The 22,386-nt window shown below is 58.4% G+C and carries 25 protein-coding genes; 9 read left to right on the top strand and 16 right to left on the bottom strand.

What is annotated here, in order from left to right:
• Positions 1–265 precede the first annotated feature (265 nt).
• The gene (locus tag J3P84_RS06970) at positions 266–1,687 is read left to right on the top strand and encodes an amino acid permease (RefSeq protein WP_434628909.1); all 1,422 of its coding nucleotides are present in this window, start codon (positions 266–268) and stop codon (positions 1,685–1,687) included.
• Between the two features lie 283 nt (positions 1,688–1,970).
• Positions 1,971–2,384 (top strand): alternative ribosome rescue aminoacyl-tRNA hydrolase ArfB, encoded by a 414-nt coding sequence (arfB, locus tag J3P84_RS06975; protein ID WP_030142489.1) that lies wholly within the window; start codon positions 1,971–1,973, stop codon positions 2,382–2,384.
• Here the strand turns inward: arfB and J3P84_RS06980 are convergent.
• From J3P84_RS06980 to J3P84_RS06990, 3 genes are all read right to left on the bottom strand, one after another.
• Positions 2,381–3,580, bottom strand: a complete 1,200-nt coding sequence (locus tag J3P84_RS06980; protein WP_434601628.1) for an MFS transporter — start codon at positions 3,578–3,580, stop codon at positions 2,381–2,383. The two genes, arfB and J3P84_RS06980, sit on opposite strands and share 4 nt — an antisense overlap.
• 78 nt (positions 3,581–3,658) lie before the next feature.
• Complete coding sequence (locus J3P84_RS06985) at positions 3,659–3,871, bottom strand: hypothetical protein (RefSeq protein ID WP_434628911.1); 213 nt, start codon at positions 3,869–3,871, stop codon at positions 3,659–3,661.
• A 75-nt stretch (positions 3,872–3,946) separates the two neighbouring features.
• The gene (locus tag J3P84_RS06990; protein WP_305499286.1) at positions 3,947–4,090 is read right to left on the bottom strand and encodes a hypothetical protein; all 144 of its coding nucleotides are present in this window, start codon (positions 4,088–4,090) and stop codon (positions 3,947–3,949) included.
• 288 nt (positions 4,091–4,378) lie between these two features.
• Between J3P84_RS06990 and J3P84_RS06995 the strand changes: the two genes are divergently transcribed.
• Positions 4,379–6,004, top strand: coding sequence for a methyl-accepting chemotaxis protein (locus J3P84_RS06995; RefSeq protein ID WP_434628913.1), 1,626 nt, complete (start codon positions 4,379–4,381; stop codon positions 6,002–6,004).
• 218 nt (positions 6,005–6,222) lie between these two features.
• Here the strand turns inward: J3P84_RS06995 and J3P84_RS07000 are convergent, their stop codons facing one another.
• From J3P84_RS07000 to J3P84_RS07010, 3 genes are all read right to left on the bottom strand, one after another.
• Entirely contained in the window at positions 6,223–7,245 is a 1,023-nt protein-coding gene (locus J3P84_RS07000) for a transporter (RefSeq protein ID WP_305499288.1), read from the bottom strand.
• Positions 7,246–7,426: 181 nt separating this feature from the next.
• Positions 7,427–7,732, bottom strand: coding sequence for a PepSY domain-containing protein (locus J3P84_RS07005; RefSeq protein ID WP_434628915.1), 306 nt, complete (start codon positions 7,730–7,732; stop codon positions 7,427–7,429).
• 122 nt (positions 7,733–7,854) lie between these two features.
• On the bottom strand, positions 7,855–8,982 hold the full coding sequence (locus J3P84_RS07010; RefSeq protein WP_434628917.1) for a glycerophosphodiester phosphodiesterase: 1,128 nt from the start codon (positions 8,980–8,982) through the stop codon (positions 7,855–7,857).
• A 235-nt stretch (positions 8,983–9,217) separates the two neighbouring features.
• On the opposite strand from J3P84_RS07010, the gene J3P84_RS07015 reads away from it, so the two are divergent.
• Positions 9,218–9,544, top strand: a complete 327-nt coding sequence (locus J3P84_RS07015; protein WP_434628919.1) for a DUF2025 family protein — start codon at positions 9,218–9,220, stop codon at positions 9,542–9,544.
• A 149-nt stretch (positions 9,545–9,693) separates the two neighbouring features.
• Here J3P84_RS07015 and J3P84_RS07020 read toward each other — a convergent pair whose 3' ends face one another.
• The gene (locus J3P84_RS07020) at positions 9,694–10,002 is read right to left on the bottom strand and encodes an antibiotic biosynthesis monooxygenase family protein (protein ID WP_434628921.1); all 309 of its coding nucleotides are present in this window, start codon (positions 10,000–10,002) and stop codon (positions 9,694–9,696) included.
• Positions 9,999–10,709 (bottom strand): CTP synthase C-terminal region-related (seleno)protein, encoded by a 711-nt coding sequence (locus J3P84_RS07025; RefSeq protein WP_434628923.1) that lies wholly within the window; start codon positions 10,707–10,709, stop codon positions 9,999–10,001. The genes J3P84_RS07020 and J3P84_RS07025 overlap by 4 nt, the downstream gene beginning before the upstream one ends.
• Positions 10,710–10,723: 14 nt before the next feature.
• On the opposite strand from J3P84_RS07025, the gene J3P84_RS07030 reads away from it, so the two are divergent.
• Positions 10,724–11,671: a LysR family transcriptional regulator gene (locus J3P84_RS07030; RefSeq protein ID WP_434628925.1), complete on the top strand. Its 948-nt coding sequence runs from the start codon at positions 10,724–10,726 to the stop codon at positions 11,669–11,671.
• A gap of 3 nt (positions 11,672–11,674) precedes the next feature.
• Here J3P84_RS07030 and J3P84_RS07035 read toward each other — a convergent pair whose 3' ends face one another.
• Positions 11,675–12,283: a TetR/AcrR family transcriptional regulator gene (locus J3P84_RS07035; protein WP_434628927.1), complete on the bottom strand. Its 609-nt coding sequence runs from the start codon at positions 12,281–12,283 to the stop codon at positions 11,675–11,677.
• A 189-nt stretch (positions 12,284–12,472) separates the two neighbouring features.
• Here J3P84_RS07035 and J3P84_RS07040 point away from each other — a divergent pair, with 189 nt between their 5' ends.
• Entirely contained in the window at positions 12,473–13,519 is a 1,047-nt protein-coding gene (locus tag J3P84_RS07040; protein WP_434628929.1) for an MBL fold metallo-hydrolase, read from the top strand.
• A 10-nt stretch (positions 13,520–13,529) separates the two neighbouring features.
• Here the strand turns inward: J3P84_RS07040 and J3P84_RS07045 are convergent, their stop codons facing one another.
• A complete protein-coding gene (locus J3P84_RS07045; protein WP_305499305.1) occupies positions 13,530–13,847 on the bottom strand; it encodes a helix-turn-helix domain-containing protein in 318 nt (105 codons plus the stop codon).
• A gap of 293 nt (positions 13,848–14,140) precedes the next feature.
• Between J3P84_RS07045 and J3P84_RS07050 the strand changes: the two genes are divergently transcribed.
• A complete protein-coding gene (locus tag J3P84_RS07050) occupies positions 14,141–14,836 on the top strand; it encodes a DUF6933 domain-containing protein (RefSeq protein WP_434628931.1) in 696 nt (231 codons plus the stop codon).
• Between the two features lie 46 nt (positions 14,837–14,882).
• Here the strand turns inward: J3P84_RS07050 and J3P84_RS07055 are convergent, their stop codons facing one another.
• The gene (locus J3P84_RS07055) at positions 14,883–15,875 is read right to left on the bottom strand and encodes a hypothetical protein (RefSeq protein WP_434628933.1); all 993 of its coding nucleotides are present in this window, start codon (positions 15,873–15,875) and stop codon (positions 14,883–14,885) included.
• Positions 15,876–16,220: 345 nt separating this feature from the next.
• Between J3P84_RS07055 and J3P84_RS07060 the strand changes: the two genes are divergently transcribed.
• Together J3P84_RS07060 and J3P84_RS07065 are read left to right on the top strand one after the other, a co-directional pair.
• Positions 16,221–17,537 carry a HipA domain-containing protein gene (locus J3P84_RS07060; RefSeq protein WP_434628935.1) on the top strand — a complete coding sequence of 439 codons (1,317 nt, stop codon included), beginning with the start codon at positions 16,221–16,223 and terminating at the stop codon, positions 17,535–17,537.
• Positions 17,534–17,938: a helix-turn-helix domain-containing protein gene (locus J3P84_RS07065; protein ID WP_434628937.1), complete on the top strand. Its 405-nt coding sequence runs from the start codon at positions 17,534–17,536 to the stop codon at positions 17,936–17,938. The genes J3P84_RS07060 and J3P84_RS07065 overlap by 4 nt, the downstream gene beginning before the upstream one ends.
• Positions 17,939–17,950: 12 nt before the next feature.
• On the opposite strand, the gene J3P84_RS07070 is transcribed toward J3P84_RS07065, so the two are convergent.
• The 5 genes from J3P84_RS07070 to J3P84_RS07090 form a co-directional block, all read right to left on the bottom strand.
• Positions 17,951–18,142, bottom strand: coding sequence for a DNA-binding protein (locus J3P84_RS07070; protein ID WP_434628939.1), 192 nt, complete (start codon positions 18,140–18,142; stop codon positions 17,951–17,953).
• A gap of 163 nt (positions 18,143–18,305) precedes the next feature.
• Positions 18,306–19,019 (bottom strand): HNH endonuclease, encoded by a 714-nt coding sequence (locus tag J3P84_RS07075; protein ID WP_434628941.1) that lies wholly within the window; start codon positions 19,017–19,019, stop codon positions 18,306–18,308.
• Positions 19,020–19,120: 101 nt separating this feature from the next.
• Positions 19,121–19,654 (bottom strand): BRO-N domain-containing protein, encoded by a 534-nt coding sequence (locus J3P84_RS07080; RefSeq protein ID WP_434628943.1) that lies wholly within the window; start codon positions 19,652–19,654, stop codon positions 19,121–19,123.
• A gap of 389 nt (positions 19,655–20,043) precedes the next feature.
• Entirely contained in the window at positions 20,044–21,294 is a 1,251-nt protein-coding gene (locus J3P84_RS07085) for a ribonucleotide-diphosphate reductase subunit beta (RefSeq protein WP_305499322.1), read from the bottom strand.
• A gap of 489 nt (positions 21,295–21,783) precedes the next feature.
• On the bottom strand, positions 21,784–22,047 hold the full coding sequence (locus J3P84_RS07090; RefSeq protein ID WP_434628945.1) for a DUF2790 domain-containing protein: 264 nt from the start codon (positions 22,045–22,047) through the stop codon (positions 21,784–21,786).
• Positions 22,048–22,386 lie beyond the last annotated feature (339 nt).

Genomic DNA, 22,386 nt, shown 5'->3' on the forward strand with positions numbered 1-22,386 from the left:
CTCGGCTTGACGCGTTTTTTGATACTTCGCAGCGCTTGTTTCAAGCCCGCGGGAAGGGTCAGATGCGCGCCAGACCTCAAGTTCGGGGTGAGACGCTGGTCTGCTGGTGTCTGGCAGCGAGGGTAGTGCAGTGTACAATGCGCCGCGTTTTACTGTGACCCTTCGCGTACCCACGCACTTTCAAGGTTATCCGCCTTGTTCACTCCGCCACGCCACAAGCGTGTCGGGTCCGATTTCGTCACAGATAAAAACAAATAGGTGACGCATGACCGTTGTAGAAAATACGCATTCAGGCGAGCTGAAGCGCGGCCTGAAAAATCGCCACATCCAGCTGATCGCCCTCGGTGGCGCAATCGGTACCGGCCTGTTCCTCGGCTCGGCGGGGGTGTTGAAATCAGCCGGCCCGTCGATGATCCTCGGCTACGCAATCTGCGGCTTCATCGCCTTCATGATCATGCGCCAGTTGGGCGAAATGATTGTCGAAGAGCCGGTGGCCGGTTCCTTCAGTCACTTCGCGCACAAATACTGGGGCGGTTTCGCCGGATTCCTGTCGGGCTGGAACTGCTGGATCCTCTATATCCTGGTGGGCATGTCCGAGCTGACCGCCGTCGGCAAATACATCCATTACTGGGCGCCGGACATCCCGACCTGGGCCTCGGCGGCAGCGTTCTTCATCCTCATCAACGCGATCAACCTGGCCAACGTCAAAGTGTTTGGCGAGGCTGAGTTCTGGTTCGCGATCATCAAGGTGGTAGCGATCGTCGGCATGATCGCCCTGGGCAGTTACCTGCTGGTCAGCGGTCACGGCGGCCCGCAGGCTTCGGTTACCAACCTGTGGTCCCACGGTGGGTTCTTCCCCAACGGCGTCAGCGGCCTGGTGATGGCCATGGCGATCATCATGTTCTCCTTCGGCGGCCTGGAGATGCTCGGTTTCACCGCTGCCGAAGCCGACAAGCCGAAAACCGTGATCCCCAAGGCCATCAACCAGGTGATCTACCGGATCCTGATTTTCTACATCGGTGCGCTGGTGGTGCTGCTCTCGCTGACACCATGGGACAGCCTGTTGACCACCCTCAACGCCTCTGGCGATGCCTATAGCGGTAGCCCGTTCGTGCAGGTGTTTTCGATGCTCGGCAGCAACACCGCGGCGCACATCCTCAACTTCGTGGTGCTGACCGCGGCGCTGTCGGTGTACAACAGCGGCACCTACTGCAACAGCCGCATGTTGCTGGGCATGGCCGAGCAGGGCGATGCGCCCAAGGCGCTGGCGAAAATCGACAAGCGTGGCGTGCCGGTGCGGTCGATCCTTGCTTCGGCGGCGATCACCCTGGTGGCGGTGCTGCTGAACTACCTGATCCCCCAGCATGCGCTGGAGTTGCTGATGTCGTTGGTGGTCGCCACCCTGGTGATCAACTGGGCGATGATCAGCTACTCGCACTTCAAGTTCCGCCAGCACATGAACCAGACTCGCCAGACGCCGCTGTTCAAGGCGTTGTGGTACCCGTACGGCAACTACGTCTGCCTGGCGTTCGTGGTGTTCATCCTCGGCGTGATGCTGCTGATCCCGGGCATCCAGGTTTCGGTCTACGCGATTCCGGTGTGGGTGGTGTTCATGTGGGTGTGCTACGTGATCAAGAACAAGCGCAGTGCGCGGCATGAACTGGCTGTGGCGGCTGCCGCCAAGTAGGTTTTTCGCCAGTAAAACAAACCCGGCCAAGTGCCGGGTTTGTTGTTTCAAGAGCACACACACAAACCTTCTGTGGGAAATCCCTGTGGGAGCGAGCTTGCTCGCGATAGCGGCGTGTCAGTCAACATCTATGCTGCTGATCCACCGCCATCGCGAGCAAGCTCGCTCCCACATTGATCTTCAGTGTTCACAGAGTGTGTGTGGTCACCATCACTCCCATGGGGAGCAGGTGCGGTCTTGAGAATTCGCGGTATCCTGTGGAGCCTGACACCGGACGCTTTCCATGCTGGTCATTTCCAACACCGTGCACATCCCGGACGCCGAGATCGAGCTGACGGCCATCCGCGCCCAGGGCGCCGGCGGGCAGAACGTCAACAAGGTTTCCAGCGCCGTGCACTTGCGCTTCGACATTCCGGCCTCGTCGCTGCCCGAGTTCTACAAGGAGCGGCTGCTGGCCCTGCGCGACAGTCGCATCACCGGCGACGGCGTATTGATCATCAAGGCCCAGCAATACCGCACGCAGGAGCAGAACCGGGCCGATGCGCTGGAGCGCCTGGTCGAGCTGATCCTCAGTGCCACCAAGGTCGAAAAGAAGCGCCGCCCAACCAAGCCGACCCTGGGCTCGAAAAAACGCCGTCTCGAATCCAAGACCAAGCGCGGCTCGATCAAGGCCGGGCGCGGCAAGGTGGACTTCTAGTGCCTGTCCCGCTCCTCGCGATACCGAGGGGCCTGGCGATACAGGTAGACACTCAATGCCAGCCCACCGAGGGCTGCCAGCGCGGCGAACAGAAAGATCGAGGCAAAGCCGAAACCCGCGGCAATCGCGCCGGCCAACGGACCGGTGATGCCCAGCGACAAATCGATAAACAGTGAATACGCGCCCACCGCCGCCCCACGGCTGGAGGCCGGTACCAGGTTGACCGCTTCCACCCCCAGCGCCGGGAACACCAGCGAGAACCCGAAACCACTCAACGCCGCCCCTGCCAGGGCCCACTGCGCATCCGGCGCCAGCCACAACAGCAGCAGGCCCAGGGTTTCCACCGAGAGGCAGGCGATCGCCACCCGGAAGCCACCAAGACGGTTGATCAGGTTGCCGAACAGCAAGCGTGCACCGATGAAACTCGCACCGAACAGGCTCAGGCAGAGCACGGCGTTATCCCAATGCCGGGTGGCGTAATACAGGGTGATGAAGGTGGCGATGGTGCCAAAACCGATGGAGCCCAGGGCCAGGCCGCAACCATGGGGCAGTACGCGCCCGAGCACATGCATGAATGGCAGGCGTTCGCCGGTGACGATCGGCGCTGCGGTTTTCGGCCAGGCCAGTGCCAGCCCGAGCACCGCCAGCAGGATGATACTGACGCCCATGCTCCACAGCCCCAGGGACTTGACCAGCCAGACCCCCAGCGGCGCGCCGATCGCCAATGCGCCGTAGCTGGCGATACCGTTCCAGGAAATCACCTTGGCGGTATTGGCCGCGCCGACCCGGCCGATGCCCCAGCCAATCGAGCCTGAACCCACCAGGCTTTCCGCGCTGCCCAGCACCAGGCGTCCGATCAACAGGCTGCTCAGGCTCAGGGCAGGCATGCCCGCGGTCCAGGCCGAGACCAGCATGAACACGCCGCTCAGGCCACATCCGGCCAGGCCGAACATGACCGCCCGTTTACTGCCCAGGTTGTCGATGATGCGCCCCGCATAAGGCCGGCTGAGGAGGGTGGCCAGATACTGCACGCTGATGACCAGCCCGGCGATCACCGCGCCGAAGCCCAGCTCGCCATGAACGAAGCCGGGCAGTACGGCCAAGGGAATACCGATGTTCAGATAACCGATGAAGGTGAACAGGACGATGGAGACGACTTGCAGCGTGACCGCCAAGGGGCGCTGGGAATCTGGCATGGGTGAAAGGTCCACGGGGCAGCTGGATAGATAGGCTGCTTAACGGCGACCGTGCGGGCGAAGCTTGGAAAAGTAGAACTATTTGCCGGACGGCGTCTCGCCAGGGGTTCTGCCAGCGACCAGATGCGTGGTGACGAGAGCGGCCAGGGCATTTTCTTCCGTGCCGAAGCGGGCCAGCAGGGCGGCTTGTTTCTCGGGTGAGAGACGGGTCCAGATGTCGACCATTTTCTCGGCGGTGTCGATCAGTACGCTGGCCTGGGCCGGGCTGAAGGAGGAGGTGTCATCGGTCATGGTGCAGGGCTCGGATTCAGGCGGTGTGGAAAGCGCATCTTAGCGCTTTCCACACAGTCTGTTGGTGCGGGTGTATCAGTCTTCGCTGTCGGCCTGGCGGCGTTCAGTGGCTTGCGGCGGCTCGGGTTGCTGGGCGTCGGGTTGCCCCCCGGCTTGTAGCGTGGGCGTCTGCTCAGGTTCGTGCAGGCTTGGGAAGGGGAGATTCGGAATCTCGTGCATTTCGCGCTCCTCGCAAAGTCTGTTGATCGATCGGGTAGATCCGCGCTTGTACAAAGCGTGGGCAGGATACCCCAGAAGAAATGACAAAAAGACTTTTTAATCCAGGCGGAGCGACAAAAGGAGTTGTCCGGACAGGTCATGTTCACTCACGGAAAACGACGCCATTACCGGTGGTCGCCAAGGCTCAAGAACAGGGTATACATGCCGATGGCATGCTATATCCCGCACGCTCAGTTGCGACAGTGGACCCTGGACATGGACGGTCCTTTTTGCCGAGAGATCGACTTCATGTTTTTACAAAAATCCCTGAAAGCCCAGATTCTGGCGTTGCTGAGCGGCAGCTTGCTGGCAATGCTGCTGATCGCCCTGGCGTCCTTTCATTTTCTGTCCGATGGTATCCAGAATTATCGCAACCTGATCGATGGCCCGTTGCGTGCGTCGCAATTGATCGACGAGGCCAACCTGCAATTCAAGGTCCAGGTCCAGGAATGGAAAAACGTGCTGCTGCGTGGCAAGCAGCCGGCGGATCTGGAGAAATACTGGAAGCAATTCGAAGACCGTCAACGCGATGTCCAGGGCATCCTTGGCGACCTGATCAAACACGAGGGTGTTCCGGCGCAGATCAAGACGCGCATCGAACGCCTGCGAGGCGAACATGCCCAACTGGGCGCGGCCTATCAAAAGGGCCGTGATGCCTATGTTGCGGCGGGCGCCGACGCGGCGGCAGGTGATGCCGCGGTCAAGGGCGTGGACCGTGCGACCAGCGAGCAGATGAGCGAGCTGGTGGTCGAGCTGCACAAACTGGGTGATGAGCAGTCGGCGCTGATCAGTGCCGGTGCCGATCGCACGATCCTGCTGGGGACGGTGATCATGCTCGTCTCGGGAGTGCTGATCGGGTTGCTGAGTCTGTGGTTGGTCAACCGCAACCTGGTGCAACCGATCCGTAAGCTGATCGAGTACGTGACTCAACTGAGCCGCGGGCGTTTCGCCGAGCGTGTCACCAGCACGCGCCAGGATGAGCTGGGCGACCTGGCCCTGGCGGCCAACACGCTGCGCGATTTCCTTGCCGAAACCTTCACCCGCCTGCAACGCAGTGCCACCGAGCTGGACAGTGCCAGCGGTGAACTCAATGCCATTGCCAGCCTGATGAGCCAGGGCACCAGCGAGCAATTCGAGCGTACCGATCAGGTGGCGACGGCGATGAACGAGATGTCCGCCACCGCCCAGGAAGTTGCCCGCCATGCCGCCGATGCGGCGCGCGCTGCCGATGATGCCGATCATTCGGCGCAGCAGGGCGAGAAAGTGATGCAAGGCACGATTCACACCATCACGCAGATGCGTGGCGAAATTGCCAACACGGCCACGGTGATCCGTCGCCTGGAAGCCGACAGCGGGCGCATCGGCAAGGTATTGGAAGTGATCCGCGGGATCGCCGAACAGACCAACCTGCTGGCCCTGAACGCTGCCATCGAAGCCGCCCGGGCCGGTGAGGCGGGGCGTGGTTTTGCGGTGGTCGCCGATGAAGTACGCAGCCTGGCTCAACGCACGGCGTCGTCGATCATCGAGATCAATCAGATCATCCAGACCGTCCAGACCGGGGCGGTGGACGCGGCCCAGGCCATCGAAAGCGGGCAGTCGCGCAGTGAGGAAAGTGTCGAGCAGGTGACCCAGGCCGGCGAGATGCTCGAACGCATCACCCAGGCAGTCGAGGCGATTCGCGACATGAACCGCCAGATCGCCACGGCAGCGGAAGAGCAGACCTCGGTGGCCGAGGACATCTCGCGCAACCTGACGGAAATCACCTGCATCGCCAGCACCAACCTGGACAACGTGCAGCGCACCGAAGCGGCGAGCCGGGATCTGCACGGGTTGTCCGGGCAGTTGAATGAAGTGACGGCGCGGTTGAGTGCTTGAGTGCATTGACCTGATGGGAATAGGCGTTGATGAACACTGTCTGGTCTGGGGACATGATTGATACCTGTGGCGAGGGAGCTTGCTCCCGCTGGGCTGCGTAGCAGCCCCTTAGCCATTCAATGCGGTGCGTCAGGGAAAAACTTACGACTGCTGCGCAGCCGAGCGGGAGCAAGCTCCCTCGCCACAAAAGCTCATACGAGCGGCAAACAGGGATCGATTCAATAATCACGGCGCTTGCGGAACGCCCAGCGTCCGGCGATCAGCGTGAACGTCGCCACCAGTGCGACAAGAATCCAGAAGCCGTGGGCATCATCGGCCAGCGGCACGCCGCCGACATTCATGCCAAAAAAACCAGCAATGATGTTAATGGGCAAGGCCAGCACCGTGACCACCGTCAGGGTGAACAATGTGCGGTTGCTCTGTTCATTGAGGTTGGCGGCGATTTCTTCCTGCAGCAATTTGATCCGCTCGCCCAACGCGGTGAGGTCGTTGATGATCAGGGCGAATTCCTCGGTGGATTTGCGCAGCTCCTTGACGTCTTCTTTCTGCAACCACTGTGGCGGGCGATTGAGCAGACGCAGCAACGAACCCGGCTCCAATGCCAGCAGGCGTTGCAGGCGCACCAGTATCCGCCGTTGGCTACCTAGTTCGGCGCGGTTGTTGGACACCCGCGAGGACAGCAACTGGTCTTCTATCTGGTCGACGCTGAGGCTGGTCTTGCGCACGATCTGGGTCAGCACTTCGCCCTGGTCACGCAGCAGATGCACGAGCAATTCCAGCGGCGAACGGAAGCACTCGCCAGCCTTGACCGACGAACGCAGCTTGTCCACCGAGTGCAATGGCTGCAGGCGTGCGCTGATTATCAGCCGACTGTGAACGCAAACCCACAACGTGGACACGTCCGACGACACCAGGTTGCTGAGGTTGAATACCACATCGTTGACCACGGCCAGCAAGGCCGAGTCGACGTGCTCGATGCGGGTCGAGCGCGAGCCTTCGTGCAGGGCTTCGAAAAACTCCTCGGGCAAGGCCAGATGGTTTTTCATCCAGCGCTCGCAAGCGGCATGAGCCAGGTTCAGATGCAGCCAGAGGAATTCGTCGGCGTCCTCCGGTTGCTGCAGGCATCGCAGGGCCTGGGCCGAATCGATCTCTCGCCCGCGCTCGCCGGGGCGGAAGCGAAACCCGTAGAGCAGGCCGAACAGATCCGGATCGCGGTGGCTTTGATCGATGCTGTGATTCATGCGGGCTCGCTGGCGGGAGTGCCTGTCGTGGTGACGGCAGGTTCACTTGAGCGGCATCATTGCAGGGTTGTTTGAAGGTTTTGTGACGGTTGGACTGGGTGGGTGGATCAGCAGCGGTTTACCATCGGATGCAATAAAAGCCGCGCAACCTGGAAGTTGCGCGGCTTCTTTGGACGACTGATTAAGTGTCTTGTTTGTTGGTCAGGACTTTGCCGGTTGTTGCATCGAAATCAACGTCGAACTCTTTGCCATCGGCAGTTTTCAGTTCCACTTCATATTCGTAGCCGTTGAAGTGATTGTCCAGGTCGGTATCGGTGATGGTAGCGCCTGGATGCAACTTCAGGGCTTCGGCATTCATCGATTCCAGCGACTTGATCTTGCCGTCCTTGACCAACTGAGGAACCTGGTCGATTCGTACATCAGCCTGGGCCAGGCCGGCGGTGATGGTCAGGGCGGCAGCGGTGAACAGGGCAGTCAAAGTTTTCATATTGTCTTTCCTTGGTGTCGTTAAAGGTTGATTCGTTTAAGTGGGTTCAGATTATCTCTGGCAACTTAATTCACCCTTAATTCGGAAAACTTGCAGCGAATGCGCCGATCCGCTGCTGTTCATCAGTAACCGTTTTTCTGCAGAAGTTGCGTCACGCTGCCTGTTTCCGGGCGTTTGAAGTACTTGAGCAATTCGCTGGCCCGGTTGGTGAAAATTCCGTCCACACCAGCATCCATGACTTTCTTGAAGTCCACCGGCTCATCCACCGTATAGACATGCACCAGCAAACCCTGATCGTGGGTGTACTGGTTCATCCAGGGTTTCACCAGATCCGCATAACTCTGGCTGCCGCCGTGGGTCAATGCTGCCGAAGGGCCGGTGCCGATGGCGCCCTGGGCCTTGGCGTACTGGACCCATTTTTCGAATTCGGCCTTGTCCTTGGGCTCCTGTTTCGCGTAGTAAACCGCCTTGTCGGTCTCGCCGGACTCGGCAAACGGCACCTTGGACTGGGGCTCGATATTGCCTTCGCCGATCCACAGCAACAGGATTTTCGGCACCTTGGGCATTTCCTTGTGCAGCAGTTCCAGGCTGCTCTTTTCGAAGGTCTGCAACACCACCTTGCCTTTGCCCTGGCCCACACCGAGGGCGCGCTTGGCCAGCTTGGAACCGGACGGGCTCAGCCAGCCACGATCCTGGAGCTTGTCCTTGAGGTCGCGCTCGATGCCCGGGAACAGCTTCGGTTCCTTGGTTTCGATGTAAAGCCCCGGCTTCTGTTGCGGGTTGCCCTCGGCGATATTGATGACCTCATCCAGGGTCAGGATCTTCAGGCCGACAAAGGCAGGACGCGCACGCTCCGGGTAGGCCGCGTTGAACCAGCTGCCGGCGTCCAGCGTCTTGAGTTCGGCCATGGTGAATTGGTTGGCGGTGCTGTCCTTGCGCTCGGGGAACTTGGTGGCGACATCGGTGGTGCGCAGCAGGCTATCGTCGTGCAGGACGAACAGCACGCCATCCTTGCTGCGTTGCAGGTCGAGCTCAAGATAATCAGCGCCCAGGTCACGGGCCAGCTTGTAGGCCGCGGCGGTGGACTCCGGCGCATCGAACGAGGCGCCGCGATGGGCGATGACCGCGGGATGGGGGATGCCCTGCTGGGTTGCCAGGGCCTTGGGACTTGGCACTTCGGCGGCGTGTGCCGGGCCGAAACCGAGCATCAGGCTCAACATCAACGCGCTACGGGTAAAGGTGACGGGCATGCTCGAGTTCCTTTCGTGGGGGCTGTAAAACCTCTCTTTTAACAATTGAACGCTGCGGACGCTATCGCCATACCGACATTGACCTATGCAAGAGGAATTTTCCCACGCATTTTCGAGCCGCTTTGAAGTACCCTTGGTCACCAGTTTCCCCGGTAGAGGGAAACCTCATTGTTCGCCTGCCTTGCGTGTAAATCATCGATCAGACGTCTCTCGGGACGCATCCATGAGGTTTACCATGCGCACCACTTCGACACTCATCTGCCAGGCCGCGGACCAGCTCAGGGGCTTCGTTGGCCTGAATCGCAAGACCGGCCATTACATCGTGCGTTTCAGCGAAGACTCCTTTGGCATGGACGTGGCCGCCGAGGGCATCATCCCCACCTGCGAATTCGTCTGGGCCCCTGCGACTGGCGGCGCCATGGCGCTCAGGCGCGAGCGAATCCAACTGCTGCTTGACCAGAACATCGACGACCGGATCAACCTTACCGAACCGCTGCGGGTGTACATGGCCCGCCAAGACTTGCCGGAAATCGTAGCGGTGCGGCAGATGGTGGGAGGTTGAGCTACAAAACCTGAACTGAACCGAGAACCGTGTGGGAGCGAGCCTGCTCGCGAAGGCGTTGGATCAGTCGACATCGCGGTGGCTGACATACCGCCTTCGCGAGCAGGCTCGCTCCCACAGGTTTTGTGTTTTGTTTCCTGGCATCAGGTTTAGCGTTGGAAGGCATAGTCCCGTTCGACCTTGCACACCCGCGTATGGCATTGGCTGTACCAGGTGGAGCGACCACGCTCACGGATCGCGCGGTGTTCCGGATGCTGCTTCCAGGCCAGGATCGCTGCTTCATCGCTCCAGTAGGACACGGTGATTCCCAGACCATCATCGCCACGGGCCGATTCGACGCCCAGGAATCCGGGCTGCTCCCGGGCAAGGGCCAGCATGCGTTCGGCGGCTTCGGCGTAGCCTTGGTCCCCTTCGGTACGCAGGGAGGTGAAGATCACTGCGTAATAATGGCCGTTCATGGCATTTTCCTCGCGCAGGCTTCGACAAACGCTTTGACCAGCGGCGGCACCCGGCCTTCCAACGCGGCACGTTCCGGCTGGAACAGCGTTGCGACAAAAAACGGATGATCGCGCAGCTCCACCGCTCGCAGGTCGCCGGCCGAATCTCGGGCCACGGCGTGCAAGTGTCCATTCAGCAAATCCTTTTCAAAATGCGGATTGACCCCGAAGCGGCAACGGTAACCCTCGAACGCTGTCGCGCAGCCATAAGCCTTGGCGATCAGCGAATCCACTTCGAGCTGAAGGCTGTCGATGGTTTCGATCAAGGCGCAGCTCAGCGGCGTCAGCAGCGCCCGTTCCGCCTCTGGAGAGGTTTCGCCATGGGCGGCGTTGGTCCAACCCAACACATTGCGGGCATATTCCAATACGGCATGCTGAAGACCACCGCAGGTGCCGAGGAACGGGCGCCGCTGTTCGCGGGCAAAACGGATGGCCCGCAAGGCACCGCTTTCGTTCCGGTAAGGACTGCCGGGCACGCACCAGATGCCATCGAAGTTATCAAGCAGCGTGTCGTCGACGATGAGATCGGTGGCCAGCCATTGGAAACCGATATCACAGCCGGTTCGCTCGCCAGCCAGCTCAAGTGCGAGGGGGATCGCCCGGTGGGCGGTGATTTGCGGGTCATGATCGCCGATCAGGGCGATATGGATGGGACGCTGTTTTTCCATGAGAGTCTCGCCGCTTGTTGATTCCTGGTCGCCACTATAGATTGGCGTTCACGCAATCAATATTGGCGTTTATCCAAGTGTTCAATGCAGCGACGCAATATCGCCTCGGTTATCCCGACTTATCCCTGATCCTGGCGCTGGTCCGTGGCGGCTCGCTGGCCCGGGCCGGGCGGCTGCTGGAGGTGGATGTGTCGACGGTTTTCCGCTCGGTGCGCCGTTTGGAAGCGGCTCTGGGCCAGCCCTTGTTCGAGAAAAGCCGTTCCGGATATTTACCCACGAGCCTCGCGCGGGCATTGGCCGAGCAGGCCGAGCGCGCTGAGCAGGCGCTGGAGGCCGCGCGTGTCGGGGTGGAGCAGGGCGGCAACGTGGTCAGCGGCACGGTACGCCTGACCTGTACCGACTTGGTGCTGCAGGCATTGCTGTTGCCCGCTTTAGCGAGGTTCATGCCTGCCTATCCGGCGTTGACGCTGGAGCTGAGCACCACGAATGACTTCGCCAACCTTAGCCGTCGCGATGCGGATATTGCCTTGCGGCTGACGCGCACGCCGCCGGAGCATCTGGTGGGTCGAAACCTGGGCCCCGTGGTTTACCGGGTATGTGCCGGCGCCACGTATTTGTCCTCGGCCAATGCGGATGACCTGGCCGCCATGACCTGGATCGCGCCGGACGATTTCCTGCCGGATCACCCCACCGTGACCTGGCGCCGCCAGCACTTGCCTGGCGTGGTGCCTGCCTATCGCTGCAACAGCATGCTCTTGGTGACTGAACTGGTGCGGGCCGGTCTGGGCGTTGCGGCGCTGCCGGATTTCCTGATCGATGGCAACCTGGGCCTGACGCCCATTGGCGAGCCTTTGGCCGGGTATGACACGGCGCTCTGGTTGCTGACCCGGCCGGATTGCCGCGCGTTGCGCTCGGTGGTGACGCTGTTTGACGAGCTGGGGCGCAATCTGCGGCTGAACTGAGGTTCAGCGCTGGTAGCAGGCGAGGAACATGTCCAGTGCCGATTCGATCACCTGCGCCTGTTCATGGGGCGCCAGGCTTGGTTGGCCCATGGAGATCTGCGGCCAGAAAGCGAACGTCTTGATCAGCCCGTGCATCTGCTGGGCCGCAAATGCCGGGTCGACGGGTTTCAGCCGGCCATCGGCCTGGGCCATGCGAACCCAGACGGTCAGGCCTTCTTCACGCTCGCCCATGCGCGCAACCATGTCCTGGGCCCGCTCGGGGGAATGAATCGTGGCGGCGATGGCGATGCGCGCCAGGTCGAGGAAATTCTCGTCGGCCAGCATCTGCAGTTTGGCTTGGAGCAGCGTTCGCAGCTGATTGCGCAGTGGTGTTTGCGAATTGTAGGGCGTGAGCTGTTCCGCCGTGATGCTGTTCCACAACCGATTGAGAATCTCGGCGAACAGCTCTTCCTTGCTCGGGAAGTGGTTATACACCGTGCGCTTGGACACCCCCGCGGTCGCCGCGATCTTGTCCATGCTGGTGATCTCGAAGCCGCTGCTGCGGAATTCGGCAATCGCGGCCTGGAGAATAGCTTCGCGTTTTCGCTCGGTAAGGCGTTGCGGTACGGTCATGGGCACTCGTCGGCTGGAAAGGGAGAACTTACACTCGGCAGTTTACTTGCTCCCGGGATTCATGCAATCTAGAAACTACACCGTGCGGTGTAATTTATTTGCCAAACGGCTGAGCGTGTATGCAGCGGCCATCCAGCGTCCCACGACGGCGAAGCGCATCTGCGTTGACGCCCTTGGAGTTATCGCACCATGACCACTCCCTCGTTTCGCACCGACAACCCCTCATCACGGCATGAGCAAGGCAAGTTTCGCAATCATGCCTTCACTCCGCGCGAAGGATTCGGTACGACCCTGCGCGTCATCTGGAACATGATTTTTCACAAGCCGCGAACCACACGGCCCGCAGGCACCATCGAGGTCAAGCCGCTGACCCGGGACGCACTGCTGGCCGCGCCGAACCACAGCGTCTTCCGCCTCGGCCATTCCACGGTGCTGCTCAAGCTGCGAGACAAGTTCTGGCTGACCGACCCGGTGTTCGCCGAGCGTGCCTCACCCGTACAGTGGGCCGGTCCGAAGCGTTTTCACCAGCCGCCCATCAGCCTGGAAGAATTGCCGCCGATCGAAGCGGTGATCCTGTCTCACGATCATTACGACCACCTCGATTATCAGGCCATCCTCAAGCTGGCGGCCAAGACTCGGCACTTCCTCACGCCCCTTGGCGTCGGCGACACCCTGATCAAATGGGGCGTCGATGCCAGCAAGGTGCGTCAGCTGGATTGGTGGCAAGGCACCGAGGTGGACGGTATCGAGTTCATCGCTACGCCATCCCAGCACTTTTCCGGACGTGGCCTGTTCGACAGCAACAGCACCTTATGGTCGTCCTGGGTCATGATCGACGGCGCCACGCGGATCTTCTTCAGTGGCGACACCGGATATTTCGACGGTTTCAAACGCATCGGCGAACAATACGGCCCCTTTGACCTGACGCTGATGGAAACCGGCGCCTATAACGTCGACTGGCCCCACGTCCACATGCAGCCGGAGCAGACGCTGCAAGCACATATCGACCTGAAGGGCCGCTGGCTGCTGCCGATCCACAACGGCACGTTCGACCTGGCGATGCACGCCTGGTATGAACCCTTCGATCGCATCCTGGCCCTGGCCTGGGAGCGCAACGTCAGCATCACCACGCCGCAAATGGGCGAGGCCTTCAACCTGGCGCAACCGCAACGGGGTCGCGCCTGGTGGCTGGACGTGGAGCCCTCGGTTTATCAGAACCAGACCGACATGGCTTGAAAGCGGGCCTCTACTCGATCATGGCGTAGTCCGCCCGCTCCATCGGGTTGGGCGTAGCGCCCTTGATATTCATGCCGCGCCCTGGAGTGAAGCCGGGGAAAAACACCAGGCCTTCGGCTTCGAATCGAAACGCCAGGGCCAGGCGCGTGACATCGAGCAACTCGCCGCCCGCCTCGAAACGTCGGATGGCCTGGACCGAGACGCCGGATTCACGGGACAGCTCCTCGACACTCCACCCCAGCATGGCTCGGGCCTGTGCGCTGTGGGCAGGGGTGAATTGATAGACGGCGATGCGTTCCAGGGTGGTTTTGATTGCGAGAGAGGCCATGGGGGTGCTCCAAAGCTGTGGATTCAAAAATACTGTGTTTTTGTACAGTTGTTTTGATCCCGCTTCAATCTCATTTTCTTGATCAATGACCAGCGGTCGTTTCCGGCGAGGTGCTCGGTGTGTGGCCTAGTACCCGACGAAACTCTTTGAGATTGCTGGTTGCATATGATCTGCTGAGCGATCAGGAACTGGCGGTTCTGAACGAGGAGCTACGTGAGAGGATTTCTGACGCTATTCGCCAACCCTTCGAGATTGAATGGGCCGAAGACGCCTAATATTTTCCGAGAGCCAAAATGTTGATCTTCAACTGCACCGAAGCAGCCAGCAACTTTTTCAGCCGCGTGAGCAAAGGCAAGAAAATCACCCCAGTGGAAAAACCATCATCGCCTGTTATCGACGACGATGAGGGGGGTGAGTTTGCCGAACAATGGCTCGTTCATGCGATCACTGTGCAGCGCAAACACGTGTTGTTCGTCATCCACGTACGAACCCGCTACTGCATGATTTTCGCAGATGCTAAAAAGGCTGACATCGAAGGTTTTATCCGGCGGTTTTCCGAACGATGGATAGATGGCCTGATGCGTCAGGCGGGGCTGCACGATCTTCTTGACTGGGTTGACGACGAACTGATGATGGAGCGTTTCCAGGAGAGCTGTCGCGAATACGTTTTTTACAGGCGCGGTCATCGCGGTGCGCAAAAGCACATCAACGAGATTTCCTGGACGTTCGAGGACTGCGCCGCTGAATGGGGCACGTTACCCTCTAATGAGGTCTCTGCAGGCCGCTTTGATGGCAGCATGAACGACGTCCCCAGAGGCAGTAAGGAATACAAGGGCTATCAGTACCCGGATGAAGAGATGATTGTTCACTGGTTGCGACGTTATGGCGGCCTGGATGAATCAGCGGCCCAGGCAGCACATGAGCGGCACATTGAAGTGAAACAGGAGATCTGGGCGTACGAACGCGAACTTGCCCGGGATACGCAATGAAACTGAAGGCCGGAAATTTGCTGCCCGAATCAAGGCCCTGGCTTTTTTAAAGTGACTCAGTCAGTCCGGGCGCCTCCCGAATAATGAAGTGATCCAGGTTCTCGATATTGGCACTGAACACGCCGAACGTCTGCTCGGGGTTCTTCTTGCTCGGCACCTGCTGCAACTCCGGCGTGACGCCATAAAAGAAACAATACAACGGCGCATCACTGTCGATGGCGTGCTTGATCTCTTCCAGGAACGCCTTGCGCTTGCGGTAGTTATCGATCAGCTTCTTGCTCAGGTAGACGTTGACCGAATAAGGCTTCTTTTTTGCCTCGTCCGGCTGCTTGAACCAGACCTTCGCTTCGAAATCGATGCGAAAGCTTTGGGTGTAATCCTTGATCTCCTTGATCTTGCCCCAGTAGATCAGTCCCTTGTTATCCAGCAGAAAGTCGATCTTCTTGAAAAAGGAACTGTAAGGCGCGGTGTGCTCGCCAATCTTCAGCGGCATGCGTTTGAGCAGATCCTTGTTGTCGAAATTCGAGACGAAACACTCCACCGGGTGGGCGAAGACGCTGGTCTTGTCGGGTGTCGAGTCCTCGGCGGAATGGGCGTTTTCGCCGTGGGACGATGGGAGGTTCGACGTGGGCCGAGTCGCATTAACATCCTTCGGCTGATCCGACGGCTTGCGAATGTACTCACGCCGAGTCAGCAACAGCTCCGACGGGAAATGCTCTTCACGGCCGTCATCCGCTTCTGCCTCGCCACTCTCCAGCCCCAACCCTGGCGTCTTCGGACTGACATACGGGCAACCCTCGATATGCCGGGTAGTTGGCTGATTCTTGAAATGTGGCGTGCGGATGTAATTGACGTTCTTGGCGTTGAACGTCGTCAGTCGATTCTCCTCATCAAACGCCGCCCGACACACATCGTTGGGGCACTGAAAGCGCTCCTTGGCCGAGTCGAATGCCATGGTCTCGTCGAAATTAAGATCCCGAACGTCATAGATCGAAAGCTTGGCATCGAGGCTGAGGCAGTAGGCAGTGTCGAATTTCATCGAGGCTCGGGTCCGTGAAAGGAAGTGTATTAATACCGAAGGACGCGGCGGGCTGCACCCAAAGTTTCAACACACCACAAACCTCTGTGGGAGCGAGCCTGCTCGCGATGCCCTATCCCGAACCCGGTCATCAAGCCTGCCATCCGCCGATGCCCCGAAACCCGTGGCGAGGGAGCTTGCTCCCGCTGGGCTGCGGAGCGGCCCCTCGTTCTGCAGTCCAGGGGTAAGCGGAGCCGGCATCATAATACCGATTGTACGTAGAGCCCTGCCGGTAATCGGAATTATATTGCTGATATATGGAATATAAACGAGACTAACCGGCATCATAGTTCCGGTTGATGGAAAATGTCAGAGCATCTCACGATCCAGACTTACGTTGACGGCCGGTGGCACGATGCTGTGGTCTTCACTGTGTCGAACGCTCAGAAAATTGAAGAGTCGCGATGCAGCGTAGCTTATGACCAGCATTATTTGCTTCATTTCATCCATAGGCTGGATACGGCGTTTGAGCCCGCCATCAGCGTAAACCTTCCGCTGAGCTGGGACGCTATCGATAGCAAAGGCTATCCGCCATTTGTCTACGACATCATACCGGCCGGTGCTGCTCGTAAATCTCTGCAAAAACGATTCGGTGGGGATAAGCCTGACGGCATGGACATGAGCTTTTTCCTCCTGAGTCGCTGCACGCCTTCACCCATTGGACATTTACGGGTGAAGGAGTCTTTTGAGCATATCGATCAAACTCGAAAGGAGGCCTTTGCGCGCAAAGAAGTCGTAAGCCGAACCAATGATTTTCTCGAATACGCCTATGAGTCTGGTGCTGCGTTAGGCGGTGCTACGGGGGCTCAGGGGGAAGCTCCGAAGCTGATTATGGTCGAGGATGAGAATGGCGCTCTTTATGCCGACGCGATGCTTTCTGATGAGCTTGCGCGTCGCCATTGGTTGGTGAAATTTGCTCGCAACCAAGCTACTGAGCGCGACAAGAACATCCTTAGGGCCGAGTACCACTACTACAAAGCGATCTCCCAACTCGGTTTGAGCACCATATCTACAAATGAACTGGTACTTGAGGAAGCCGATAAGCCAAGCCTGTGGATGCCACGCTTTGATCGGCGAGTCGCCAACGAGGTGGTAGAGAGGATTCCGATCGAGTCGATTTATTCAGTGTGTGAGAACACTGAGCCTGGTTCGAGAATGAATCATGAGGATGTGCTCAGCCGACTGATCCACCTGTGGCGTACGAATGGGCAGGAAGGTGAGCTTGAGGAACTGTTATTTGAATACCTCCGCCGTGATCTGTTGAATCGTATCCTGGGGAATTCGGACAACCATGGGCGCAACACGGCCATCTTCAGGTATCGGGACAAATTCGAACTGGCGCCGATCTATGATCTTGCACCGATGGTTCTCGATCCGGAAGGCGTCACTCGGGTAACCAAATGGAAGGCCGAGCATATGGGAAGTCCAAACTGGGAAGTGATCTGCAGTGGCTTCCAAGACTTGGTCAGCCCTGACGTGCTCTTTGAGCGTCTGCTCGGAGCCGCCGAGACATTCAGAGCGTTACCGGATCTGCTGGTCGATCTTCCTGATGAAGTGAGGCTCGCTCAGTCTATTCCGCTGAACAATTTGGATAAGCGCCTGGTTGCATGGGGGCTGCGATGAAAGAGAACACCAACGAACGGCGCAGGGAGCTCATTGACAACATCGTCATGCAGCATGTGACGGGGATCGAAACCCTGGGAACCGCTATTCGCCGGCTACGGCTTGAGGTGACTGGCCTGGATCAGGAAACCTTTGCAGCCATGTGCAAGATGTCGACCAAGGCCCTGTACCAGATCGAGAAGGACAAGGGTAATCCAACCATTAGCACCATCGAAGCTATCTTGAGGAAATTCGGGCTGCGCCTGGGATTGACGAAGTCTGCCACGACCCTTTACACGCCGCCGCCCAAGCCGCAAAAAACGACTTCCCCAATGCCCGTTCGCGGTGCCAATCCTAAACGCAAAACCGCAGCACAGCTCGGTACGAAGGCCAAGGATGGCGACAAGGGCGTGACCGAGTAGGTGGAGAAATCTTCACTGGTTTTGAGGGCGGCCAGCTCTGAGTTCAGACGAGTCTTCTTGCTCTAGGATTTCAGCAGACACCTCGGCTATGCAGTCCTCATCGAACTCCCGCATAGTGGCCATGTCCATAGCGCCGATTTTCAGCAGCGCTTCGGCCGAGCTGTGAATCGACTCGAAGGCCTCACTTCTTATTTTTTTCGTCATTACGTGTCTCCTTGGATTGTTCTAATCCAACATAAGCTGGACTGACGCTGATGCTCTAAAAATCATGGATCATGCTTGCCTGTCGCCTTAACGCCAGTACCCGTGGTGAGGGAGCTTGCTCCCGCTGGGCTGCGAAGCAGCCCCAACCCAACTGAGCGTTTTGTCACTCAACGACCAAACGATCAACCTTCTTATACAGCGACAAAGTAAATGCCTCTCTATCACTGGCAAGATGGCAACGCCGATGGCAATTCGGGCATAGCGCAACCGCGTTGGTAATGCTGTCCGACCCGTTCTGAGCTAGATGTTTCATATGATGCACTTCAAGAAACGGCAGACCGTCCACCTCGAACGGTGCGTTCTGTCCGCAACCCGCACAAACACCTTTAGCCCACTCAGCAACCCATGCCCGGATTTTGGGATCCCGAACGTAAGACGTCGTGGTCGTACTGACTTGTTGCGGGTTCGGGTTACCTAACGGTGCGATCTTGAGCCCATTCTTTTGCAACTTGGTGGCCCGGCGGATCAACGTCTTAAGATCAGCAGTTGGAGCAGACTCGGCCGTCCCAGGCAGCATCTTATTGGCAAGCACCTTGCGGATTCGCTGAGCCACACCCGCACCAATATTCTTGGCAGGCATATAGCCGCTGATTCGGCGCAACTCCATTTGATCGAGCACCGCAGAGATGTTTTGCATGCGATATTCAATCGACGCAGGGCTACGCTTGCTCAGCGGCCCGTCGCGTAAAAGCTGGTTTTCCACCGACTTCTTGAAGCTCTGGCCGTTTAACTCGCGGTCCAGCATCTTCAAGTACGCATCAACCGAAGCCTCGAGCTCTTCGTCGCTCCAGTTACTTTTTTCCTTTGAGGTATCCATACAGTCGCCGAGGGTTGAAAACCCTCGGACGATACTGAGTGGCCATTACGGTTGTCTACGAAAATTCCTACAGAAAAAGCCGCGCTTTCGTCTTGCTGTTTCTACGGCGTCGATTGTCCGGATACGTGAAATACCTCCACCAGCCGACGCCACCAAGGTTTAGCTGTAACTGACCGCCCCCGAGTCCGATTGAGCAACAAATACGGCATGTCCCGAAGTCGAATCCAGCCGTCGTTTTGCCAATGCAACATGCTCAAGGACATCTCCGGCCAGTCCAGAACACTCAGCATCGGCCGCTCGGTATCGCTTGATGCCTGGGCGTCACGCAGGGCCGGTACGACTTGATGCGTTAGCCATTCACGCAGCAAGCGATTCCCTGGCGCGTAGTGATAAACCAGTAGGGCATACGCGCCGGACTCGCTGAGCATTAGCCGCTTTTCAGGATGGCCGTGGTAACGAATCAGCAGGGCGTGTCGCTGGTCCTCATCCAATTTGCTGACCATGCGGTCGTTCAGATGCACGCCCATTAACCGTCCGAGGTCGCGAGCGCAGAACCAAGGTTGGTTCTCCAAAAGCAGGGCATGAAGATGGAGGCTATGACGGGTGAAAACCGCCGGAATGTAAGCATCAGACATGATGTGTCTCCGAGGTATACGGAGAGCAGAGCTGTGTTTTTATGGGCATGACCACCTCTACGTTAGAAGGTTAGCGGCGCAAACCCGACGTAGAGGATCTAAGAAAAATCCCAACTAGCTTTTCTTCCCACAGAATTGCAACGTCCTTAGACAGTATGCGGTTCTATGTTCGGCGATTAGCTACTACGTTGGGCGTTTCTTAGGCACCTGCGACTAAGATAGGTAACGAGGCGATACGGCGTCAATACGGAACGATTCTGAGTTTTGCGTAGGGTAAAAGCAGCGTTACAGTCTCAGAACTAAACGCAGTTTTGCTCCGGTAGAAAACTAAAAACCCCGTTTCCACGGGGTTTTTAGTTAAATGCTGATGGTGCAACGATGACTAGAAATCAATCCCAGCTCAAAGCCCCACCCGTCTGATACTCAATCACCCGAGTCTCAAAGAAATTCTTCTCTTTCTTCAAGTCCATGATCTCGCTCATCCAAGGGAACGGGTTGGTCGTCCCTGGGTACTCTTCCTTCAGGCCAATTTGCGACAGGCGACGGTTGGCGATGAACTTGAGGTAGTCCTCCATCATCGCCGCGTTCATGCCCAGTACGCCGCGAGGCATGGTGTCGCGGGCGTATTCGATTTCCAGTTGGGTCCCTTGCAGGATCATCTGGGTTGCTTCTTCCTTCATTTCGGCGTCCCACAGGTGTGGGTTTTCGATCTTGATCTGGTTGATCACGTCGATGCCGAAGTTCAGGTGCATGGATTCGTCGCGCAGGATGTACTGGAACTGCTCGGCGACGCCGGTCATTTTGTTGCGGCGGCCCATGGAGAGGATCTGGGTGAAGCCGCAGTAGAAGAAGATGCCTTCCAGGACGCAGTAGTACGCGATCAGGTTGCGCAGCAACTCTTTATCGGTTTCCGGGGTGCCGGTTTCGAACTTCGGATCGGAGATCGAACGGGTGTATTTCAGGCCCCAGGCGGCTTTTTTCGCGACCGATGGGATCTCGTGGTACATGTTGAAGATTTCACCTTCATCCATGGCCAGCGATTCGATGCAGTACTGGTAGGCGTGGGTGTGGATCGCCTCTTCGAAGGCTTGGCGCAGGATGTACTGGCGGCACTCCGGGTTGGTGATCAGGCGGTACACGGCCAGGACCAGGTTGTTGGCAACCAGGGAGTCGGCGGTGGAGAAGAAGCCCAGGTTGCGCATGACGATGCGGCGTTCATCGTCGGTCAGGCCTTCCGGGTTTTTCCAGAGGGCGATGTCCGCGGTCATGTTGACTTCTTGCGGCATCCAATGGTTTGCGCAGCCGTCCAGGTACTTCTGCCAGGCCCAGTCGTATTTGAAAGGCACGAGCTGGTTGAGGTCGGCGCGGCAGTTGATCATGCGCTTTTCATCGACGGCGACACGGGCGGAGGCACCTTCGAGTTCGGCGAGGCCTTCGGCGACGTCGAGTTTGTCGAGGGCGGCCTTGGCGCGAATGATCGCGGCCGAGTCGCTGGCCGTCACGGCGCGGGCTTCGAGCGCGGCGGCACCGCCGGCGCTGTCGAGGCGGTCCATGTTGGCTTCAGAAGCGTGGCCGGCGTTGGCGCCTTTTACCGCGACTTCGCCGTCGTCTTCTTTGTCGAATTCGTCCCAGCTCAGCATGACGTGTCGTCTCCTGCGTGAGGGCCAGATGCCCATTGAAAGGCCTACTGGCCGCGGTGGATCTTGGAAAGTCGTTTGTTGCAGCAGCTGACGCAGGCAATAAACAGAAAAATGTACGGGTTGTACTGAAGCGGCTTGCACGTATCGGCATGGTCGGCCGTTACGCAGGCTTCAGGTTGGCTTTGATCCCTGTAAGGGGATATTGCAGGCCCGTTTAAGGCGGCATTATAAGGACTTTTTTGCCTACGTGGTGCGGCGAAATAGCTCACAGAAGAGGTCGCGGGGGGCATACCCGCATGGGAGCGAGGGTTTACAAGGCTTTGGCCGTTGAAGATTTTTTTTGCATGGATCGGATGGCGGGCTTTTTTGATCAGAAAGTGATCGATTTTTGCCGTTTTGCACTACATGTTGTGTTTGCTGGCGGTTTTTGGTGGCTCCAGACACAACCAGGCCCGATCGAAATCGGGCCATGGAAACTGCCAGTTGTGATCAGCCGTTGGAGCAGCCGGTGCCCATGACGCTGTAGCGCATGATGTGGCGCTGGCCCTTGGAATCTTCATATTCCATTTTTGCCGGGACCACTTCGCAGACATTCGGGATGGTGCTCATGGAAATGACTTTGGCGATGTCCAGGTGGGTGGAGTAGGTGTACTCCTCGATCGCCGGTTTCTGCGGTGCGACATCGGTCGGGGCCTCATCCGCCATGGCGGTGGCGCAAAGGCTGCCGAGGACCAGAACCCATAAAGCTTTCATCTGTATTTCACCTTTCTTGAGGTCGAGTGGGGTCACGCAGCCTTTTTGGGGCTGCGTGTGGAGCAAGTGTTGGAAGTTGGATCAACGGCCTTCGTGGGGGCTGTGTTGCGTCAATCGGGTTTGCCGGTTGGCGGGGTTGATTTTAGGAGGCGAGGGGAGGGGTAAACAGACTTGGTTTTGATAAACACTGTTGGTTGATCTGGTAATAATCGGCTGATTACCCGTTGGACTGATGTTGGCTCACAGGGCGCCTTCGCGAGCAGGCTCGCTCCCACATGAAGATATCTTCAGGTGGATTTGCAGGTTAGTACCGACATTTTGTAGGGACTTGTTACTACC

It is taken from the genome of Pseudomonas sp. Z1-29 (assembly GCF_051131995.1).
Lineage (GTDB): Bacteria > Pseudomonadota > Gammaproteobacteria > Pseudomonadales > Pseudomonadaceae > Aquipseudomonas.

Excerpts from the sequence above, each read along its gene's own strand:
- J3P84_RS07010 (WP_434628917.1), bottom strand. The coding sequence starts at position 8,982 with ATGCCCGTCACCTTTACCCGTAGCGCGTTGATGTTGAGCCTGATGCTC.
- J3P84_RS07025 (WP_434628923.1), bottom strand. The coding sequence starts at position 10,709 with ATGGAAAAACAGCGTCCCATCCATATCGCCCTGATCGGCGATCATGAC.
- J3P84_RS07005 (WP_434628915.1), bottom strand. The coding sequence starts at position 7,732 with ATGAAAACTTTGACTGCCCTGTTCACCGCTGCCGCCCTGACCATCACC.
- J3P84_RS06990 (WP_305499286.1), bottom strand. The coding sequence starts at position 4,090 with ATGCACGAGATTCCGAATCTCCCCTTCCCAAGCCTGCACGAACCTGAG.
- J3P84_RS06980 (WP_434601628.1), bottom strand. The coding sequence starts at position 3,580 with ATGCCAGATTCCCAGCGCCCCTTGGCGGTCACGCTGCAAGTCGTCTCC.
- J3P84_RS07065 (WP_434628937.1), top strand. The coding sequence starts at position 17,534 with ATGAAAGAGAACACCAACGAACGGCGCAGGGAGCTCATTGACAACATC.
- J3P84_RS07045 (WP_305499305.1), bottom strand. The coding sequence starts at position 13,847 with ATGGCCTCTCTCGCAATCAAAACCACCCTGGAACGCATCGCCGTCTAT.
- arfB (WP_030142489.1), top strand. The coding sequence starts at position 1,971 with ATGCTGGTCATTTCCAACACCGTGCACATCCCGGACGCCGAGATCGAG.
- J3P84_RS07055 (WP_434628933.1), bottom strand. The coding sequence starts at position 15,875 with ATGAAATTCGACACTGCCTACTGCCTCAGCCTCGATGCCAAGCTTTCG.
- J3P84_RS07015 (WP_434628919.1), top strand. The coding sequence starts at position 9,218 with ATGCGCACCACTTCGACACTCATCTGCCAGGCCGCGGACCAGCTCAGG.
- J3P84_RS06970 (WP_434628909.1), top strand. The coding sequence starts at position 266 with ATGACCGTTGTAGAAAATACGCATTCAGGCGAGCTGAAGCGCGGCCTG.
- J3P84_RS07040 (WP_434628929.1), top strand. The coding sequence starts at position 12,473 with ATGACCACTCCCTCGTTTCGCACCGACAACCCCTCATCACGGCATGAG.
- J3P84_RS07085 (WP_305499322.1), bottom strand. The coding sequence starts at position 21,294 with ATGCTGAGCTGGGACGAATTCGACAAAGAAGACGACGGCGAAGTCGCG.
- J3P84_RS07090 (WP_434628945.1), bottom strand. The coding sequence starts at position 22,047 with ATGAAAGCTTTATGGGTTCTGGTCCTCGGCAGCCTTTGCGCCACCGCC.
- J3P84_RS07080 (WP_434628943.1), bottom strand. The coding sequence starts at position 19,654 with ATGTCTGATGCTTACATTCCGGCGGTTTTCACCCGTCATAGCCTCCAT.
- J3P84_RS06995 (WP_434628913.1), top strand. The coding sequence starts at position 4,379 with ATGTTTTTACAAAAATCCCTGAAAGCCCAGATTCTGGCGTTGCTGAGC.
- J3P84_RS07020 (WP_434628921.1), bottom strand. The coding sequence starts at position 10,002 with ATGAACGGCCATTATTACGCAGTGATCTTCACCTCCCTGCGTACCGAA.
- J3P84_RS07060 (WP_434628935.1), top strand. The coding sequence starts at position 16,221 with ATGTCAGAGCATCTCACGATCCAGACTTACGTTGACGGCCGGTGGCAC.
- J3P84_RS07050 (WP_434628931.1), top strand. The coding sequence starts at position 14,141 with ATGTTGATCTTCAACTGCACCGAAGCAGCCAGCAACTTTTTCAGCCGC.
- J3P84_RS06985 (WP_434628911.1), bottom strand. The coding sequence starts at position 3,871 with ATGACCGATGACACCTCCTCCTTCAGCCCGGCCCAGGCCAGCGTACTG.
- J3P84_RS07070 (WP_434628939.1), bottom strand. The coding sequence starts at position 18,142 with ATGACGAAAAAAATAAGAAGTGAGGCCTTCGAGTCGATTCACAGCTCG.
- J3P84_RS07075 (WP_434628941.1), bottom strand. The coding sequence starts at position 19,019 with ATGGATACCTCAAAGGAAAAAAGTAACTGGAGCGACGAAGAGCTCGAG.
- J3P84_RS07035 (WP_434628927.1), bottom strand. The coding sequence starts at position 12,283 with ATGACCGTACCGCAACGCCTTACCGAGCGAAAACGCGAAGCTATTCTC.
- J3P84_RS07000 (WP_305499288.1), bottom strand. The coding sequence starts at position 7,245 with ATGAATCACAGCATCGATCAAAGCCACCGCGATCCGGATCTGTTCGGC.